This is a genomic window from Nordella sp. HKS 07 (genome assembly GCF_011046735.1).
Lineage (GTDB): Bacteria > Pseudomonadota > Alphaproteobacteria > Rhizobiales > Aestuariivirgaceae > Taklimakanibacter.
Genome location: NZ_CP049258.1, coordinates 6,915,256 through 6,934,361, shown reverse-complemented (window position 1 = coordinate 6,934,361; position 19,106 = coordinate 6,915,256). Strand labels below are relative to the sequence as shown.

The 19,106-nt window shown below is 62.6% G+C and carries 13 protein-coding genes; 12 read left to right on the top strand and 1 reads right to left on the bottom strand.

Translation table 11 applies throughout. The annotated features are described in order from the left end of the window. Nucleotides 1-3 precede the first annotated feature (3 nt). The 3 genes from G5V57_RS32835 (at nucleotide 4) to G5V57_RS32825 (ending at nucleotide 2,122) form a co-directional block, all read left to right on the top strand. Nucleotides 4-1,119, top strand: coding sequence for an acetoin dehydrogenase dihydrolipoyllysine-residue acetyltransferase subunit (locus G5V57_RS32835; RefSeq protein ID WP_165173318.1), 1,116 nt, complete (start codon nucleotides 4-6; stop codon nucleotides 1,117-1,119). A gap of 129 nt (nucleotides 1,120-1,248) precedes the next feature. Beyond that, nucleotides 1,249-1,575 carry a hypothetical protein gene (locus G5V57_RS32830; RefSeq protein WP_165173316.1) on the top strand — a complete coding sequence of 109 codons (327 nt, stop codon included), beginning with the start codon at nucleotides 1,249-1,251 and terminating at the stop codon, nucleotides 1,573-1,575. Nucleotides 1,576-1,723: 148 nt separating this feature from the next. Continuing rightward, nucleotides 1,724-2,122: a hypothetical protein gene (locus G5V57_RS32825; protein ID WP_165173314.1), complete on the top strand. Its 399-nt coding sequence runs from the start codon at nucleotides 1,724-1,726 to the stop codon at nucleotides 2,120-2,122. Nucleotides 2,123-2,169: 47 nt separating this feature from the next. Here the strand turns inward: G5V57_RS32825 and otnI are convergent, their stop codons facing one another. Continuing rightward, nucleotides 2,170-2,955 carry a 2-oxo-tetronate isomerase gene (gene otnI / locus G5V57_RS32820; RefSeq protein ID WP_165173312.1) on the bottom strand — a complete coding sequence of 262 codons (786 nt, stop codon included), beginning with the start codon at nucleotides 2,953-2,955 and terminating at the stop codon, nucleotides 2,170-2,172. Between the two features lie 101 nt (nucleotides 2,956-3,056). On the opposite strand from otnI, the gene G5V57_RS32815 reads away from it, so the two are divergent. The 9 genes from G5V57_RS32815 to G5V57_RS32775 all read left to right on the top strand — a co-directional run bounded on the left by G5V57_RS32815 (nucleotide 3,057) and on the right by G5V57_RS32775 (nucleotide 19,080). Continuing rightward, the gene (locus G5V57_RS32815) at nucleotides 3,057-5,531 is read left to right on the top strand and encodes a glycogen/starch/alpha-glucan phosphorylase (RefSeq protein ID WP_165173310.1); all 2,475 of its coding nucleotides are present in this window, start codon (nucleotides 3,057-3,059) and stop codon (nucleotides 5,529-5,531) included. Between the two features lie 10 nt (nucleotides 5,532-5,541). After that, nucleotides 5,542-7,737 carry a 1,4-alpha-glucan branching protein GlgB gene (gene glgB / locus G5V57_RS32810; RefSeq protein ID WP_165173308.1) on the top strand — a complete coding sequence of 732 codons (2,196 nt, stop codon included), beginning with the start codon at nucleotides 5,542-5,544 and terminating at the stop codon, nucleotides 7,735-7,737. A gap of 11 nt (nucleotides 7,738-7,748) precedes the next feature. Next, entirely contained in the window at nucleotides 7,749-9,011 is a 1,263-nt protein-coding gene (gene glgC, locus G5V57_RS32805; protein ID WP_165173306.1) for a glucose-1-phosphate adenylyltransferase, read from the top strand. Beyond that, complete coding sequence (gene glgA / locus G5V57_RS32800; RefSeq protein ID WP_206530346.1) at nucleotides 9,011-10,453, top strand: glycogen synthase GlgA; 1,443 nt, start codon at nucleotides 9,011-9,013, stop codon at nucleotides 10,451-10,453. Before glgC ends, glgA begins: the two co-directional genes overlap by 1 nt. 25 nt (nucleotides 10,454-10,478) lie before the next feature. Beyond that, complete coding sequence (locus tag G5V57_RS32795; RefSeq protein ID WP_165173302.1) at nucleotides 10,479-12,107, top strand: alpha-D-glucose phosphate-specific phosphoglucomutase; 1,629 nt, start codon at nucleotides 10,479-10,481, stop codon at nucleotides 12,105-12,107. Then, nucleotides 12,085-15,780 (top strand): glycogen debranching protein GlgX, encoded by a 3,696-nt coding sequence (gene glgX, locus G5V57_RS32790; protein WP_165173300.1) that lies wholly within the window; start codon nucleotides 12,085-12,087, stop codon nucleotides 15,778-15,780. The genes G5V57_RS32795 and glgX overlap by 23 nt, the downstream gene beginning before the upstream one ends. Continuing rightward, nucleotides 15,781-16,368 carry an NUDIX domain-containing protein gene (locus G5V57_RS32785; protein ID WP_246737455.1) on the top strand — a complete coding sequence of 196 codons (588 nt, stop codon included), beginning with the start codon at nucleotides 15,781-15,783 and terminating at the stop codon, nucleotides 16,366-16,368. Between the two features lie 11 nt (nucleotides 16,369-16,379). Next, nucleotides 16,380-17,522, top strand: coding sequence for a Gfo/Idh/MocA family protein (locus G5V57_RS32780; protein WP_206530140.1), 1,143 nt, complete (start codon nucleotides 16,380-16,382; stop codon nucleotides 17,520-17,522). 391 nt (nucleotides 17,523-17,913) lie between these two features. Then, complete coding sequence (locus tag G5V57_RS32775; protein ID WP_165173298.1) at nucleotides 17,914-19,080, top strand: molybdopterin-dependent oxidoreductase; 1,167 nt, start codon at nucleotides 17,914-17,916, stop codon at nucleotides 19,078-19,080. Nucleotides 19,081-19,106: the final 26 nt, after the last annotated feature.

Genomic DNA, 19,106 nt, shown 5'->3' with positions numbered 1-19,106 from the left:
GTGATGTCCGAGAAGCGTATCATCCCGATTGTCATGCCCAAATGGGGCCTCTCCATGTCGGAGGGCAAGCTGGCCTCATGGCTGATGAAGGACGGCGACAAGGTGAAGGCCGGCGATCAGATCCTGGAGGTGGAAACCGACAAGATCGCCGGCGCCGTCGAGGCGAGCGAAGGGGGCGTATTGCGCCGACGCATCGGCCAGGAAGACACGGTCTATCCGATCAAGACGCTGATCGGCGTGCTGGCGGACGAGGACGTTCCGGATGCCGATATCGATGCCTTTGTCGGATCCTATGTCGTGCCTCAGGCGGAGGAGGGCGAGGAGGAGGCGGCCGGACCGCGCTATGAATTCGCCGAAACGGCGGCGGGGCGGCTGCGCTATACCAAGCGCGGCAGCGGCGACAAGACGGTTCTGCTCATCCATGGCTTCGGCGGTGATCTCGACAACTGGCTGTTCAACGCCGATGCGCTGGCGGAGGGCGCTACCGTCTATACGCTCGACCTGCCGGGGCATGGGCAATCGACCAAGGCGGTAAGTGAGCCGACGGTGGCGGGCCTCGCCAAGGCGGTGTTGAGCTTCATGGACACGGTCAAGATCGACAAGGCGCATCTCGTCGGCCATTCGCTGGGCGGCGCCATCGCGATGGAAGTGGCGCGTCAGGCGAAGCCGCGCGTGACATCGCTCACGCTGATTTGTTCCGCCGGCCTCGGCCCGGACATCAATATGGAGTATATTGATGGCTTCGTCGCATCGGCCTCGCGCCGCGACCTGAAGCCGGTGCTCGAGAATCTGTTCGCCGATGCCGGCCTGGTCAGCCGGCAGATGGTGGACGATCTCCTCAAATATAAGAGGCTCGATGGCGTCGGTGAGGCGCTGAGCGCCTTGAAGGCCGGCGTCTTCGCCGGCGGCCGGCAGTCGGCGATCCTCGCTGATGTGCTCGCCTCGTCCGGCGTGCCGGCGCTCGTCATCTGGGGAGCCGAGGACAAGATCCTGCCGAGCACCCACGCGACGGCGGCAAGTGGCGCCAAGGTTGAGATCATCGAGGGCGCCGGCCACATGGTGCAAATGGAGCAGGCGGGCCGCGTCAACGGCCTCATCAAGGTTATGCTCAGCGGATAGACGAAAACTTACCAGAAGTTCATCTAAGCCTCGGAAATGAATAACAAAATTTAACCCGATTCAGCGGGAACGGCAGCGCTTGGGTGCGGTTTCTCCACAGGTAACTTAACCTCGTCCATGGAGACTCCCATGTTCAGCAAACTCGCCTTAGCCGCCGCCGTGGCGCTCCCTCTCGGCATGTTCGGACTGTCGGGCGTAGCGTTCGCCGACTACAACACGCACTACTATATTCCGGTCCAGCCGATCCCGTCGGAGCAGAAGCCTGCGGCGGCACCGGTCATGCATCATACGGCGATGAGCTGCGCCGCGGCCGAGCGGAAGATCCGCGCCGACGGCTACAGCCATGTGAAGGCGCGTGACTGCGACAACAAGACCTATACGTTCCACGCGACCCGCAATGGCCAGGCGGTGGTCCTGCACGTTAATTCGCAGAATGGCCATATCTGGCGCGCCTAGCTCGCCTTTCCGATGCGAGAGAGCTCCGGTAATGGAACTCTCTCGTTCTTCTGCGAGTTTTTGGCTGTAACAAACAGTAAAGCAACGTGTAGGAACTCTGCACCGGCGGGACTTGTTTACCTTCGAAGTCAACTATGGAGGTAAACTCATGTTGAGGAACACATTGCTCGCCTGCAGTATCGCATTGCCGCTGGGGCTTGTTGGTTCCATGCCGTCAGCGCTGGCTGATACGGATGTCGACATCCATTTCGGCGTGCCTTTCTATAGCTATCAAGTCGCCCCGCGTTACCGCTACTATGACGGCTACGGCTGGTACGACTACAACCGCTATCCTCGTTTCCGCGGCGGCTATGATGATGATTATGCCGCCGTCCGCCCTGGCCGTTTGAGCTGCGGTGAAGCGCGCCGGATCGTCCGCAATAACGGCTTCAGGAATGTCAAAGCTCGCGATTGCGATGGACGGACCTACTCATTCATCGGAAGTCGCAATGGACGGTCGGTGGTCATTTATGTGGATGCGCGCAACGGGCGCATGTGGAGAGCTTAGTCTCGTGCCATCACTGCGGGAGTTCCTGTCGGACTCCCGCTTCTTTTTTATCCGATGCCATAGGTCTTGAGCCAGCCGAGACCTTCGCGCGTGCCGGCGCGGGGGCGATATTCGCAGCCGATCCAGCCGTCATAGCCGAGTTCGTCAATGAGCCCGAAGAGATAGGGCAGGTTGAGTTCCTGGTTTGAGTCGGGCTCGTTGCGACCAGGGACGCCGGCAACCTGGATGTGGCCTATGAGCGCAAAGTGGCGACGCAACGTTTCGGCGACGGCGCCGCGGCTCATCTGCTGATGGTAGATATCATATTGCAGTTTCACATGGGGCAGAGCGACGGCCGTCAGAATATGCGCCGCCTGATCCGCCGATGTCAGGAAATAGCCCGGCATGTCGACCAGGTTGAGCGGCTCGATGAGGAGGGTGATGCCGCGGGACTGTGCAAGTTCGCCCGCCCAGCGCAGATTCTCGACGAAGCACCTTTCGCAGGCAGGGATGTCGTCATCGGGTGCGGGAATCCCGGCCATCACGTGAATGCGCGGATTGGCCAGCGCCCCGGCATAATCGAGAGCCTGCTCATACTGCTTCCGGAAGAGCTCGCGCTTACGCGGCAGGGCGGCGGCGCCCCGCTCGCCCGCCGCCCAGTCGCCAGGGGGCGTATTGAACAAAATTTGGGCAAGTCCGGCCTCGGCTCGCTGTTTGACGATCTCGGCCTTGTCGAACTCATAGGGAAACAGAAATTCGACGCCGGTGAAGCCCGCTTCGGCGGCGGCCGCGAAGCGCTCCAGAAAGGGCATTTCTTGAAACAACATGCTCAAATTCGCGGCAAAGCGCGGCATCTTGGACCTCGTCGATTAGTCTTGCCGTTCGTCGCGTTATACTAGACCATAAACCACCAGATCACGATGAGTTGGATCGCGCATCCCGCGCTTGAGGACCCATGGTTCAGACCGTCACGCAAATCCATCCCGATGCGCCGAAACCGGCGCCGCGCCGCACCGATGCCGCAACGTTACGTTCCGAGATCCTGGAGAAGCTCGCTTACACGGTGGGCAAGGACCCGCTGGTGGCGCGCAATCATGACTGGCTGGCGGCGACTATCCATGCGGTGCGCGACCGTGTCATCGACCATTGGATGAATTCGACGCGCGATGCCTATGCCAAGAGCGCCAAGCGCGTCTATTATCTGTCGCTCGAGTTTCTCATCGGCCGGCTGCTGCGCGACGCGATGAGCAATCTCGGTCTCGTCGAGCCCGTCACCCAGGCACTCAAGAGCCTCAATGTCGATCTCGATCTGGTCGAGGCACTTGAGCCCGACGCCGCGCTCGGCAATGGCGGTCTTGGACGGCTTGCCGCCTGTTTCATGGAGAGCATGGCGAGCGTCGGCATCCCGGCCTATGGCTACGGCATCCGCTATCAGCACGGACTCTTCAAGCAGAAGATCAAGGACGGCCAGCAGATCGAGCTGCCGGAAGACTGGCTCGCCCATGGCAATCCGTGGGAGTTCGAGCGGCGCGAAGCCGCCTATGATATCGGCTTCGGCGGCACGGTCGAGACCGTCGAGCGGGACGACAATTCTCTCAAGCACAGCTGGCGGCCGAGCGAGACGGTGCAGGCGGTGGCCTTCGACACGCCCATCGCCGGCTGGCGCGGCAAGCGCGTCAATACGTTGCGGCTGTGGAGCGCCCAGGCGCTCGATCCGATCCGTCTGGACGCCTTCAATCGCGGCGACCATCTGGGGGCGCTCGCTGAGCAGAACCGGGCGGAGACGATCACCCAGGTGCTCTATCCTTCCGACAGCACCCCGGCCGGGCAGGAACTGCGCCTGCGCCAGGAATATTTCTTCGTGTCCGCGTCGCTGCAGGATCTGCTGCGCCGGCATGTGAAGCAGTTTGGCTCGCTCGAAAGCCTGCCGGAGAAGGTGGCGATCCAGCTCAACGACACGCATCCGGCGGTCGCTGTCGCCGAGCTCATGCGCATCCTCGTCGACCTCAACGGGCTTGACTGGGATGCGGCCTGGAAGCTCACCACCGCCGCGATCTCCTACACCAACCACACGCTGCTGCCGGAAGCGCTCGAAACGTGGCCAGTGCATCTCTTCGAGCGGTTGCTGCCCCGGCATATGCAGATCATCTATGCCATCAACGCCAAATTGCTGCAGGAGGCGCGCTCGAGGTCGGCGAGCGACGCGCAACTGGCGGCGCTGTCGCTGATCGATGAGCATGATGGCAGGCGGGTGCGCATGGGGCAGCTCGCCTTCGCCGGCTCGCACAAGGTCAATGGAGTCTCAGGCCTCCATACCGAGCTCATGAAGTCCACTGTCTTCCGCGATCTGAACGATCTTTTCCCGGATCGGATCACCAACAAGACGAATGGCATCACGCCCAGGCGCTGGCTTTTCCAGGCCAATGACGGACTGACGAAGCTCGTCACCGAGGCGATCGGCGACAAGGTCCTGGACGATCTGGACTTGCTGGTTGACCTGAATAAGCTCGCCGGGGATGCCGCGTTTCAGGCGCGCTTCGCCGAGGTCAAGCGCGCCAACAAGATGAGGCTCGCGCGTGAGGTCCAGGAGCGGATGGGCCTCAAGGTCGATCCATCGGCGCTTTTCGATGTCCAGGTGAAGCGCATCCACGAATATAAGCGCCAGCTGCTCAACATCCTGGAGACGATCTCCAGCTACAACCAGATTCGCTCGCATCCGGAAAAGGACTGGGTGCCGCGGGTGAAGATCTTCGGTGGTAAGGCGGCCGCGAGCTATTCGCAGGCGAAGCTTATCATCCGGCTCGCCAATGACGTGGCCCGCGTGATCAATGCCGATCCGGCAGTGCGTGGCCTGATCAAGGTCGCCTTCATCCCCAACTACAATGTAAGCCTTGCCGAATTGATCGTGCCGGCCGCCGACCTCTCCGAGCAGATCTCGACAGCCGGCATGGAGGCCTCCGGCACCGGCAACATGAAGTTCGCGCTCAATGGCGCGCTCACCATTGGCACGCTTGACGGCGCCAATGTCGAAATCCGCGAGCATGTCGGCGCCGACAATATCGTGATCTTCGGCATGACCGCCGAAGAAGTGGCGCAACGCCGCGCGCAAGGCTATGCGCCGCGCGCCGTCATCGAGACGACGCCGGAACTTAGAGACGTGCTGAATATGTTGGGGGCAGGCGTCTTCTCGCCAGGCGAGCCGGATCGCTACAAGGGTATCATCGATGCGCTCAATTCGAGCGACTGGTTTATGGTCGCCGCCGATTTTGCCGCCTATTCACGAGCGCAGCGCCAGGTCGACGATCTGTGGGTAGATCCCCGGCGCTGGCACGAGAAGGTTATCCTCAACACAGCCAATATGGCCTGGTTCTCGGCCGACCGGACGATCCGCGACTATGCACGGGAAATCTGGACCGTGCCGTCCTTGTGAGCAGGGGTGTATGACAGGGGCTTCATGGCAACTCGACCCAGCGGAGATTGCCGCGCTTGTTGCGGGAAGCCATGACGATCCGTTTGCGCGGCTCGGCATTCACGAAATCAGGGGATCCTACGTAGCACGCGTCGTCATTCCGGGCGCGGAAAGAGTTTCGGCCTTCAACCTTCAGGGCGAGTCGCTAGGAGAACTCGATCCCAAAGGCGGGCAGGGCTTCTTCGAGGGCCGGGTCGCGCTCAAGACCCGCGTGCCGTTGCGCTACGAGGCGCGCAACGCTTCCGGCCAGTGGTCGCTCGTCGATCCCTACTCCTTCGGGCCGGTGCTGGGTCCGATGGATGACTACTACGCTGCCCAAGGCACGCATCTGAGGCTTTATGATAAGCTCGGCGCGCATGCGATCAGCCATGAAGGTATCGCGGGCGTCGCCTTCGCCGTCTGGGCGCCCAGCGCCAAGCGCGTCTCGGTGGTCGGCGATTTCAACCACTGGGACGGCAGGCGGCATGTGATGCGCCATAGGCTGGGGGCGGGTCTATGGGAGATATTCGTCCCCGAGCTGCTGCCCGGCACCGTCTACAAATTCGAGATCATCGGCGCCCAGGGCAAGCTTCTGCCGCTGAAGGCCGATCCCTTCGCCTTCCAATCGGAGCTCCGGCCCAAGACGGCGTCTGTCGTCGCCAACCCCGAGCCCTTCGCCTGGAGCGATGCGGACTATCTGAAGAGGCGCTCGGAAAACGACCAGCACCGTAGCCCGATATCCATTTACGAGGTGCATCTCGGCTCCTGGAAGCGCCATGCCGATGGAAGCTTCCTCAGCTATCGCGAACTGGCGGCGGAGCTTCTGCCCTATGTCGCCGATATGGGTTTCACCCATATCGAACTGCTCCCGATCAGTGAATATCCCTATGACCCGTCCTGGGGATATCAGCCGACCGGACTCTATGCGCCGACCGCGCGCTTCGGCGCACCTCAGGATTTCGCCTATTTCATCGATCGCGCCCACGCGCTGGGGCTTGGCGTCATCCTCGACTGGGTGCCGGCGCATTTCCCGACTGACGAGCACGGGCTGTCGCATTTCGACGGCACCAGCCTCTATGAGCATGACGATCCGCGCCGTGGCTTCCATCCCGACTGGAATACCGCGATCTATAACTTCGGGCGCACCGAGGTGCAGGCATTTCTGGTTAACAATGCGCTCTACTGGATGGAGCGTTTCCATGCCGATGGCCTGCGTGTCGATGCCGTGGCCTCGATGCTCTATCTCGACTATTCGCGCAAAGCGGGTGAGTGGATACCCAATGAGGAGGGCGGACGCGAGAACAAGGAAGCCATCGCCTTCCTGAGACGCATGAATGCCACCGCCTATGGTACCCACAAGGGAATCGCCACGATCGCCGAAGAATCAACCGCTTGGCCCGGCGTGTCGCGGCCTGTCCATGAAGGCGGTCTCGGCTTCGGCTTCAAATGGAACATGGGTTTCATGCATGACACGCTCTCCTACCTGGCGCGCGAGCCCATCCACCGCAAGCACCACCATAATGAGCTGACCTTCGGCCTTCTCTATGCCTTCTCGGAAAATTTCGTGCTGCCCCTGTCGCATGACGAGGTGGTGCATGGAAAAGGTTCGCTCCTCACCAAGATGGCAGGTGACGACTGGCAGAAATTCGCCAATCTGCGCGCCTACTATGCCTTCATGTGGGCGTATCCCGGCAAGAAGCTGCTGTTCATGGGGCAGGAATTCGCTCAGCGTGACGAATGGAGCGAAGCACGTGGCCTCGATTGGGAATTGCTGCAACACGCTTCGCATGGCGGGGTCAAGACGCTGCTACGCGATCTCAATACGCTCTACCGGGCGCTGCCGCAGCTTCACGCGCGCGACTGCGAGGCCGAAGGCTTCGAATGGCTGATTGCCGATGACCGTGACAATTCGGTCTTCGCCTGGATGCGCCGGTCCGGCGGGAACCATCGCCCGGTGGTCGTCGTTGTCAATCTGACTCCGGTGCCGCGACAGGGTTATCTGTTGCCGCTGCCGTTTGCCGGACGGTGGCACGAGCGCATCAATACGGACGCCACACATTATGGCGGTAGCGGCCAGGGCAATTTTGGTGCCATCATGGCCGAGAACAGATCTTCGCATGGACGGCCCGCCAGCGCGCTCCTGACCTTGCCGCCGCTCGCGACACTGATCCTCGAAAACGAAGGATAGGGAGGGAGAAGATGGGGGAGACACGCAGACATTCACCACTGGCGCGCGACGCCATGGCCTATGTGCTGGCGGGCGGCCGCGGTTCGCGGCTCATGGAACTGACCGCCAAGCGCGCCAAGCCCGCCGTTTATTTCGGTGGCAAGGCCCGCATCATCGACTTCGCGCTCACCAATGCGATCAATTCCGGCATCCGCCGCCTCGGCGTCGCGACGCAATACAAGGCGCACAGCCTGATCCGCCATCTCCAGCGCGGCTGGAACTTCCTGCGCCCGGAACGCAACGAGAGCTTCGACATATTGCCGGCGAGCCAGCGCGTCTCCGAGGATCAGTGGTATGCCGGCACAGCGGACGCGGTCTATCAGAACCTCGATATCATCGACAGCTATGGCCCCGAGCATATGGTCATCCTGGCGGGCGATCACATCTACAAAATGGACTACGAGCTCATGCTGCAGCAGCATGTCGACTCGGGTGCCGATGTCACGGTGGGCTGCCTGGAAGTACCACGCAAGGAGGCGTCGGGCTTCGGCGTCATGCATATCGACGACAAGGACAGGATATTGAGCTTCATCGAGAAGCCGAAGGATCCGCCCGGCATGCCGGACAAGCCCGACATGTCGCTGGCATCGATGGGCATCTATGTGTTCAAGACGTCCTTCCTCTTCGACCAGCTGCGCCGCGACGCGGCGGAGAAGGGATCGGAACGCGATTTCGGCAAGAACATCATTCCCTATATCGTCAAGCATGGCAAAGCGGTGGCGCATCGCTTCACGCAGTCCTGCGTGCGCTCGGAAAACGAAGGCCAGGCCTATTGGCGCGATGTCGGGACCGTCGATGCCTATTGGGAAGCCAATATCGATCTCACCGATGTGGTGCCGGCCCTCGATCTCTATGACCGCAACTGGCCGATCTGGACCTATTCCGAACTGGTGCCGCCGGCAAAATTCGTCCATGACGAGGACGGGCGGCGCGGCAAGGCGGTGAGCTCGATGGTTTCCGGGGGCTGCATCATCTCAGGCGCGGGTGTGAAGAATTCGCTGCTCTTCACCGGGGTCAGGGTGAATTCTTATTCGCGCCTCGAGCAGGCGGTGGTGCTGCCGCATGTCAATATCGCCAGAAGCGCCAGACTGCGGCGCGTCGTGATCGATCGCGGCGTGGAGATCCCGGAAGGACTGGTGGTCGGCGATGATCCGGTGCTCGATGCCAAGCGCTTCCGCCGCACCGAAAGCGGCATCTGCCTGATCACCCAGCCGATGATCGACAGGCTGGCATGATCAAAGCCCTCGCCGTCGCCTCGGAGATGTTTCCGCTGGTGAAGACCGGCGGCCTTGCCGATGTCGTGGGCGCCTTGCCGACGGCGCTCAAGCATCACGGCATCGAGATGCGGGTGATGATGCCGGGTTACCCTGCGGTGACGGCCGCGCTCACGGAACCGAAAGCGCTGCGCGCCTATGACGATCTCTTCGGCGGCAAGGCGCGCCTGCTGGCGGGGCGCGCGCATGGGCTCGATCTCATGGTGGTCGAGGCGGCGCATCTCTTCGAGCGACCCGGCAATCCCTATCTGGGACCTGACGGCAAGGACTGGCCCGACAACTGGAAGCGTTTCGCCGCACTCGCCGTGGTCGCCGCCGATACCGGAAAAGGCGAGATCGCGGCCTTTGTGCCGGATATCGTGCATGCGCATGACTGGCAGGCGGCGCTTGCGCCGGCCTATCTGCATTTCGCCGTCGGACCCGCGGCGAAAACGGTCATGACCGTGCACAACCTCGCCTTCCAGGGACATTATCCGGCGAGCGTCTTTCCGGCGCTCAAGCTGCCGGCCTCCGCCTTCGCGGTGAACGGCGTCGAATATTATGGCGGCGTCGGTTATCTCAAGGCCGGCCTGCACTATGCCGACGCGATCACCACGGTGAGCCCCAGCTATGCGGATGAGATCACCACGCCGGCGGACGGCATGGGACTCGACGGACTGCTGCGTCTGCGCCGCGACCGATTGACCGGCATCGTCAACGGCATCGATACGGATGTCTGGAATCCGGCGAGCGACGCGCATCTGGCGCTCACCTATGTGCCGCGCAATTTCGCCCAGCGGCGGCAAGTCAACAAACGCGAGGTCGAGCGACGCTTCGGCCTCGAACAGGACGATGGTCTGCTATTCTGCGTGGTAAGCCGACTTACCGGGCAGAAAGGAATGGATCTTCTGGTCCAGTGCCTCGACCATCTGGTGGGGCTTGGCGCCAGGCTGGCGCTGCTGGGGGCTGGCGAGGCGTCGCTCGAAGCGGACTTCACCAAGGCCGCGGCGCGGCACAAAGGCCGCGTCGGTGCGGTCATCGGCTATGACGAGGGGCTTTCACACCTGCTGCAAGGCGGGGCCGACGCCATATTGATCCCATCGCGCTTCGAGCCGTGCGGACTGACCCAGCTCTATGGGCTGCGCTATGGCTGCGTGCCGGTGGTCGCTCATGTCGGCGGGCTTGCCGACACGATCGTCGACGCCAACGAGGCGGCCCTGGAGCAGGCAAGCGCCACCGGCATCCAGTTCGCGCCCGTCGATGTGCCGTCGCTGGCGCGCGCAATCGAACGTTCGGTAAGGCTTTATGCCGACCGCAAAGCCTGGATCAGTGTTCAAAAAGCCGGCATGAAGACCGATGTATCCTGGGAGAAGAGTGCGGCGCGCTACACGATGCTCTATAAGAACCTGCTGCACAGATCCTGACAATCAGACCATAATGCGAGGCCCGATGATCAAGACGATTGCGACCAGACCCTTCGCCGACCAGAAGCCCGGAACTTCGGGGCTGCGCAAGAAAGTGACAGTTTTCCAGCAGAAGAATTATGCCGAGAACTTCATCCAGTCGATCTTCGACGCGCTCGAGGACTTCAAAGGCAAGACGCTGGTGGTCGGTGGCGACGGGCGCTACTACAATCGCGAAGTCATCCAGATCGTGATCAAGATGGCGGCCGCCAATGGCTTCGGCCGAGTCCTGGTCGGACAGAACGGGCTGCTCTCGACTCCCGCCGCCTCATGCGTCATCCGCAAACACAAGGCCTTCGGCGGCATCGTGCTGTCGGCAAGCCATAATCCCGGCGGGCCCGACGGTGATTTCGGGATCAAGTACAATATCTCCAATGGCGGGCCGGCGCCCGAGAAGATCACCGAGACGATCTATGCGCAGAGCAAGGCGATAAGCCGTTATCTGATCGCCGATGTGCCCGACACCGCGCTCGATCGCATCGGCACCAGCGAAGTGGCCGGCATGCGGGTGCAGGTCTTCGACTCGGTCGCCGACTATCAGGCGCTGATGGAAACGCTCTTCGATTTCGACGTGATCCGCGACATGTTCGCCGGCACCTTCCGCATGCGCTTCGATGCGATGCATGCGGCGACCGGACCCTATGCCAAGGCGATCCTCGAAAAGACGTTCGGGGCGCCGGAAGGCACCGTGGTCAATGGCGTGCCGCTGCCCGATTTCGGCGGCCATCATCCCGATCCCAATCTCGTTCATGCCAAGGACCTCTACGACCTGATGATGTCGAAGGAGGCGCCCGATTTCGGCGCGGCGTCGGACGGCGACGGCGACCGCAATCTCATCATCGGGCGCAACATGTTCGTGACACCGTCCGACTCCCTGGCACTGCTCGCCGCCAATGCGCATCTGGCCCCCGGCTATGCGAAAGGCATAGCCGGCATCGCCCGCTCGATGCCGACCAGCATGGCGGCCGATCGCGTCGCCGAACGCCTGAAGATCAAATGCTACGAGACGCCCACGGGCTGGAAGTTCTTCGGCAATCTGCTCGATGCCGGGCTCGCCACGATCTGCGGCGAGGAAAGCGCAGGGACCGGCTCGAACCATGTGCGCGAAAAGGACGGGCTGTGGGCGGTGCTGCTGTGGCTCAATATTTTGGGTCGGCGCAAGGAAAGCGTCGAGAACATCGTCTTCCAGCATTGGCGCGATTACGGGCGCAATTTCTACACGCGGCATGACTACGAAGAGATCGATTCCGGCCGCGCCAATGACCTGATGGCGCATCTGCGCTCACTCCTCGGCAAGTCGGATCTCCTGACGCTTGGCGGCAAGAACCTGGCGCTGTCGGACGACTTCGCCTATCACGATCCGGTCGACAATTCGGATGCGAAAGGACAAGGCATCCGCTTCCTGTTCAAGGACGACTCGCGGATCATCTATCGCCTGTCGGGCACCGGCACGGAAGGCGCCACCTTGCGCGTCTATATCGAGCGCTATGGGGCCGACCCCGCCAAGCAGGGGGGCGATACCCAGACCGCTCTTGCCGATCTGATCCAGATCGCCCGCAATCTCGCCGAGATCGAGACCCGCACCGGCCGCAATGCCCCCTCGGTCATCACCTGACGCGCTGGGCGCGACGCTGGCAGAAGGCGGCGTTTCCATCGCCGTCTTCTCGCGCCATGCGACGCGCATAGAGGTCTGTCTTTTCGACGAGGCGGACAGGGAGACTGAACGCGTCGCGCTGTCAAAGCGCCAGGGCGACGTGTTCTCGGGCTTTCTCCCCGGCATTGCCGAGGGCCAGCGCTACGGCCTGCGCGCCGACGGTCCGTTCGCGCCGGAGCAGGGCCATCGCTTCGATGTGGCGAAGCTGCTGGTCGATCCCTATGCGCGCAGGCTCGACCGCGCCTTCACGCATCGTCCGGAGCTGACGATCAAGGGTGTCGAGACGGCGCCCTTCGTGCCGAAGAGCATCGTCGAGCGGCCGGGCTCCGTCGTGCGCGCCAGCATGCCGAAGCGGCCGGGGGTCATCTATGAGTTGGCGGTCAAAGCCTTCACGATGCGACACCCGAAAGTGCCGGCGCCCTTGCGCGGCACGGTGGCGGCGTTGGCGCATCCGGCTGTCCTTGAGTATCTCACCACCCTCGGTGTCGATACGGTAGAGCTGATGCCGCTCGCCGCCTGGATCGACGAGCGGCATCTGCCGGCGCTCGGTCTTCACAATGGCTGGGGCTATAATCCGGTGAGCTTCATGGCGCCCGATCCGCGCCTCGCGCGGGGCGGCTTCGCTGAAATCCGCGACACGGTGCGCGCGCTCCAGGGAGCCGGGCTGCAGGTCATCCTCGACGTCGTCTACAACCACACGGGCGAAAGCGATGCGCAAGGCACGACCTTGTCGCTGCGCGGCCTCGATCAGGCGAGCTATTATCGTCATGATGGCAGTTTCCGTTTGGTCAACGACACAGGCTGCGGCAATACGCTAGCGGCCGAGGCCGACCCGGGCTTGCGGCTCATTCTCGACGCCATGCGGCTGTGGGCAGCCGAGACCGGCATCGACGGATTCCGCTTCGATCTCGCGCCCATATTGGGGCGTGGCCCGAACGGCTTCTCGCCGGAAGCACCGTTCTTCAAGGCGGTGGACGAGGATCCGGCGCTCAAGGAGCTGCTGCTCATCGCCGAGCCCTGGGATGTCGGGCCAGGCGGCCATCAGCTGGGTCGATTTCCTTCACGCTGGCTCGAATGGAACGACCGCTATCGCGACGACTTCCGCCGCTTCTGGCGCGGCGATCGTGGCATGGTGGGCACACTCGCCACCAGGCTCGCCGGATCGTCGGACAGTTTCGAGACTCCGCGCGGCGTCAACTTCATCGCCGCCCATGACGGCTTCACCTTGCGCGATCTCGTCTCCTACTCCGCCAAGCACAATAAGGCTAATGGCGAGAACAACCGCGACGGCACCGATAACGACTTCTCCTGGAACAATGGCGTCGAAGGCGGTACGCAGGACCGAGTCGTACTGGCCAACCGCGCGCGCGATCAGCGGGCGCTGCTGGCGAGCCTCTTCCTGTCACGCGGCACAGTGATGCTCACCGCCGGCGACGAGTTCGGCCGCAGCCAGTCCGGCAACAACAACGCCTATGCGCAGGACAACGAGCTGACCTGGCTCGATTGGGAGGGGGCCGATCATGATCTCCTGGACCATGTGCGGGCACTCATCGCGTTCCGTCAGTCGCGAGGCGCATTCATCAGCGATCGCTTCCTGACCGGCGAGGCAAGCGATGTCACAGGGCTCCCCGATGTCGTCTGGCTCAACGCCAGTGGCGAGGCGATGCGGCAGGAGGACTGGAACGATCCCGAGCGCCAACTGCTCGGCGCCGCTCTCTATGACTATGCGACGGGCGAGCGCTTCTGCTTCTGGCTCAATGCCGGCTGGTCGCCAGCGCCCATTGCGCTTCCCGCAGCCCGCGAAGGCGGAAGCTGGCGGCCCGCCTTGGGTGGCATGGGAGAAGAGATGCCGGCCCGTTCTGTCGCCGTCTTTGTCGAGGAGGTGAAAGGCAAGCGCAGTGCCGCGCCCACCGACCAAACCGTCAGCGCGCTCGCCGAAGAAGCCGGCATCCAGCCGGTCTGGTGGACGGTCGAGGGCGAGCGGCATGAGGTCTCGCTCGCCACCAAGCGGGCGCTGCTCACGGCGATGGGCCTCGCCGCGGAGTCAGGCGGTGATGTGGCGGAAAGCCGTCGCCGCTTGCGGATGATCGCGAAGCCATCGCCAGGCGAGCAAAAGTGCTTTCTTTCGCCAGCGCTGGCAGAGGGCAGGAAGATCTTCGGCCTCGCCGCCCATCTCTATGCCTTGCGTGGTAGCGAGGCGACGGCGCTGGGAAACTTCGCGACGCTTGGCGAGTTCCGCGATACTGCCGCCCGAGCGGGCGCGGCTTTTGCCGGCATCAATCCGCTGCATCATCTATTTCCGACCGACCGCAGCCGCGCCAGTCCTTATCAACCGTCGGATCGGCGTTTCATCGATCCGATCTATATCAGCGTCGATGCGGGATCATCGCTCGCGCCTCTACGCCTTGTCGACTATGAATCGGCATGGCATGCCATCAAGCGCGCGCTCCTGGACGCGTTCGATGGCTTCGATACGAGAAACTCGGAGTTTCGCGCCTTCTGTGTCGAGGGCGGCGAGGTCTTGCATCTGCATGCCGTCTTCGAGACCATCGCGGATCTTTTCGGCGGCGTCGCCCGGCAAACATGGCCGCGGGAGCTGCGCGAGGCGCGCTCGCCACAGGTGACCGCCTTTGCGGACGCGCAGCAGAAAGCCATCCTCTTCCGCAAGTGGCTGCAATGGACGGCCGACACTGAGCTCAGCGCGGCGGTCCGGCGCGGCAGCCCGCTCTATGGCGATCTGGCGCTCGGCACCGCTTTCGATGGCGGCGAGATCTGGGCCGATCCAGACGCTTTTGCCTCGGATGTCTCTTTGGGGGCACCACCCGATCCCTTCGCCGCTTTGGGCCAGGTATGGAATCTGGCGCCGTTCAACCCGCATGTCCTGATGGAGCGCGAACTCGAGCCCTATCGGCAGATCCTGCGCGCCAATATGCGCCATTGCGGCATGCTGCGCATCGATCACGTGCTGGGTCTGCAGCGGCAATTCTGGGTGCCGCGTGGCGCGGAAGGCAAGGACGGCGCCTATGTGAGCTTTCCGGTCGATCATCTCATGCGTCTGGTGGCGGAAGTGAGCCTGACGCATGAATGCATGGTGGTGGGCGAGGATCTGGGCACGGTGCCGGAGGGCCTGCGCGAGCGGCTCACGCGTGGCAACTTCCTCTCCTACAAGGTCCTGTGGTTCGAGCGCGATGGTGTGACCTTCCGCGCACCCAAGGCCTATCCCTATCTGTCGCTGGCCTGTCTAGGCTCGCATGATCTGCCGACTTTCGCCGGCTGGGCCTCCGGCGCTCATCTCGCGCTCGACCATCGGCTCAAACGCAACCCGGACGAGGCGAAGCAGCGGCGCGATTATGAGACCGAACGCGCCAAGCTCCAGGCCGCCTTCGATGCCGCCGGCCTCGCGCGCGGCGACCCGATGATCGCGGCGCATGAGTTCCTGGACCGGACCGGCTCGGCGATCGCCTTCGTGCAGGTCGATGATCTCTTTGGCGAGACGGAGCCCCTCAATTTGCCGGGCACCGACCGCGAATATCCGAACTGGCGGCGGCGGAGCGCGCGCCCGATCGAAGATGCGCTGAGCGACGCGCGGGCTCGGATCATCCTGGACATCATGCGCAAGGAACGGAGTGAATAGGTGGCCCTTGTCCCCAAGATCGTCATCGCCTCGGCTGAACTCGTCTATTCCGGCTGGGCCAAGCTGACGCGCTACACGCTCGACATCGAGCGGCATGACGGCAGCATGATGCGGGCGGTGCGCGAGATCCATGATCATGGTCATGGCGCCGCGATCCTGCCTTTCGACGCGACGCGTCAAACAGTGCTGCTGGTCCGGCAATTCCGGCTGCCGCCGCATCTCGCCGGCGCTGATGGCATGATGATCGAGGCCTGCGCCGGCCTGCTGGACGGCGATGCGCCGGAAGCCTGCGCTCTGCGCGAGGCGGAAGAGGAACTCGGCTATCGCGTGCGCAACCTCGAGCCGGCGGGGCGCATCTGGGGATCGCCTGGTGGCATCAATGAGAGCATCTGGTTGTTCCATGCTGACTATTCTGCCGCCGACAGGATCGGCAAGGGCGGCGGCGTGGAAGGCGAGGACGAGGATATCGAAGTCCTCGAAATGCGTCTCGACGACGCGATGAAGCTTGTGGCCTCAGGTGAAATTGTCGATGCAAAGACGATCATCCTGTTGCAGCATCTGTGGATTGCGAGAGAAGGGCAGGCATGATGAACAATACGATGAGCAGACCGATCCGCTGGGGCATGGTCGGCGGCGGCATTGGCGGCTTCATCGGCGAGGCGCATCGCATGGCGGCGCGTCTCGACGGGAAGTTCGAGCTCGTCGCCGGCGCGCTGTCGTCGGATCCGGAGCGGGCGCGCCAGTCGGCGGCGCGATGCTTCATCGCGCCCGACCGGAGCTATGGCGACTATCGCGAGATGGCGGCGGCAGAAGCGGCCCGCCCCGACGGCATCGAAGCGGTGAGCGTCGTGACGCCCAACTTCTCGCATCATGCGATCACTTCAGCCTTTCTTGAGCGGGGCATCGCCGTCATCTGCGACAAGCCGCTCGCCACCAGCCTCGCCGATGCGCAGGACCTCGTGGCGCGCGCGGCGGAGGCGCAGCGGCTCCTCGGCGTGACCTACAATTATTCCGGCTATCCGATGATCCGCCATGCACGTGGCCTGATCGCCGAGGGCGGAATCGGACAGGTGCGGCAGGTGCAAGTGGAGTTCGCGCTCGGCTGGCTGTCGGTGCCGCTCGAGCAGGAGGGCGTCAAGCAGGCCTGGCGGACCGATCCCGCGAGCGCCGGACCGAGCGGCGTCGTTGCCGATATCGGCACCCATGCCTATCATCTCCTGCGCTTCGTGACCGGGCTCGAAGTGCAGACACTCGCCGCCGATCTTTCGACCATGGTCGCGGGCCGCAAGCTCGAGGACAATGCCAACATCCTCCTGCGCTTCAAGGATGGCGCGCGCGGCATGTTGTGGGCCAGCATGGTGGCGGCGGGAGAGAGCGTCGGCTTCCGTCTCAGAGTCTATGGCGAGACGGGCCATATCGCGTGGGACGAGGCCTTCCCCGACCAGCTGCATCTGCGCCTTCTCGACGGCACCGACCAGACGCTGCATCGCGGCGGCAAGCTGTCGCCGCTCGCCAAGTCGGCGACGCGTCTCGTATCGGGACTGCCGGAGGGCTTCATCGAGGCTTTCGCCAATCTCTATGGCGACTATGCCGAGCAGATTATCGCGCGGCGCGAGAAGCGGGCGCCCGATCCCCTAAGCCTCCTCGCACCCACGGGCGCCGACGGCGTCGATGCGCTCGCCTTCGTGGAAGCGGTGCTGCAATCGGGCCGCGCCAACGGCAGCTGGGTGGCGCTCGGATAAATCCCTGTTCTTTTTCCCAAAATACAGGAGAAAGAACAGGGAAATACAGGGAAGAACAGGGAACTACAGGTGATTTGCGCCGGTCCTGTTCTGCCCGGGCGACAACATCGCCTCAACGCGGCCACGTATGCAAGGGGCTCGCGTCAAACCAAAAACTGGATTGACCACGGATCATGATCCCGCTCTTGCTGCCGTGCATCCGACACCTACCGTTTTTCATCGCTCCATTCCGACGTGGCTTCACCGCCGGTCACCCGCCGGAGCGGGCCTGCATTGCCTTTCCCCAGGAAAGGGTGTTGGATTGACCTTGTGGGGCCCCAATGGCGATTAGCGCTTTGGGTCGCGACTATTGCCAAGGGAATGACGTCCAAGTCCCAATGGAGGTGGCAATATGTTCCATATACCACGGAGAGACTTCATCAAAGGTAGTGCGGCCCTCGCCGCCCTGGCAGTTTTCCAGTCGCGCTTCGCCCACGCCTTTCCTAGCCGTCCGGACGAGACAGTAATTCCATGGCTCGATCAACCTGCGGCCAACCCCGTTCCGGAGGTAATAAAAAATCAGCTTGTCTGGGAGGATTTGGATTCGTGGGTCACGCCCAATGACAAATTCTTCAGCATCGCGCATTTCGACCGGCCGGTCATCGACGTCAGTAACTGGAAATTGGAGATCGATGGCCTGGTGAAAAAGCCTATGGCGCTGACGCTAGCCGAGCTGAAGACGCGGCCGCGTCAGAACGTTACATTTACCATCGAATGTTCTGGCAATCATGGCTTCCCGTTCTTTACCGGAGGCATCGGCAACGCCCGCTGGACGGGAACGCCGCTCGCCGACCTTCTCGCAGAGGCGGGAGTGATGAAAAACGGCATCGAGGTGATTTTCTGGGGCACCGACGCCGGGGACATCGTGCTCAAGGACGATATTCGCGATGTAAAAATGCATCAGAATTTCGCCCGAAGCATGTCGCTTACGGATGCGATGAATCCAAACAATATTCTCTGCTACGAAATGAACGGAGTGGAACTACCGGCGCCGAATGGCTTCCCGTTGCGGCTCATCGCCCCCGGATGGTATGGCATCGCGAACGTCAAGTGGCTGAAACGCATTGAGGTCCGCGACAGACGTTTCGAGAGCAAGCTTATGGGGCGCGACTATGTCACTATCCGTGAGGAGGATCACAATGGCGAAACCGTGTGGGCCGAAACCTCCGTCGGCCCCGCCCTGCTAAAGTCTGCGCCAGCAAAGGTCAGCCGGAAAGACAATAGCTACCGGATCACTGGCGCGGCCTGGGGTGCGCCAATCGGCAAGGTCGAGGTAAAGATCGACGATGGGCCGTGGCTGAACGCAACCATCGATGACGGTGACAAGGGAAAATTCGCCTGGAAGATCTGGTATCTTGATTGGCCCGCACCTGCATCAGGCGAGCATACGGTGACCTCGCGCGCCATCGACGAGTCGGGACAAATCCAACCTGCGATGGACGATCCGTGGATCGCTAAGAAGAAAACTTACTGGGAGAGCAACGGCCAAGTGACGCGCCGCATTAAAATCCCTGGCTGACGGGAAAGGAAGACCGCCCTCGAAGC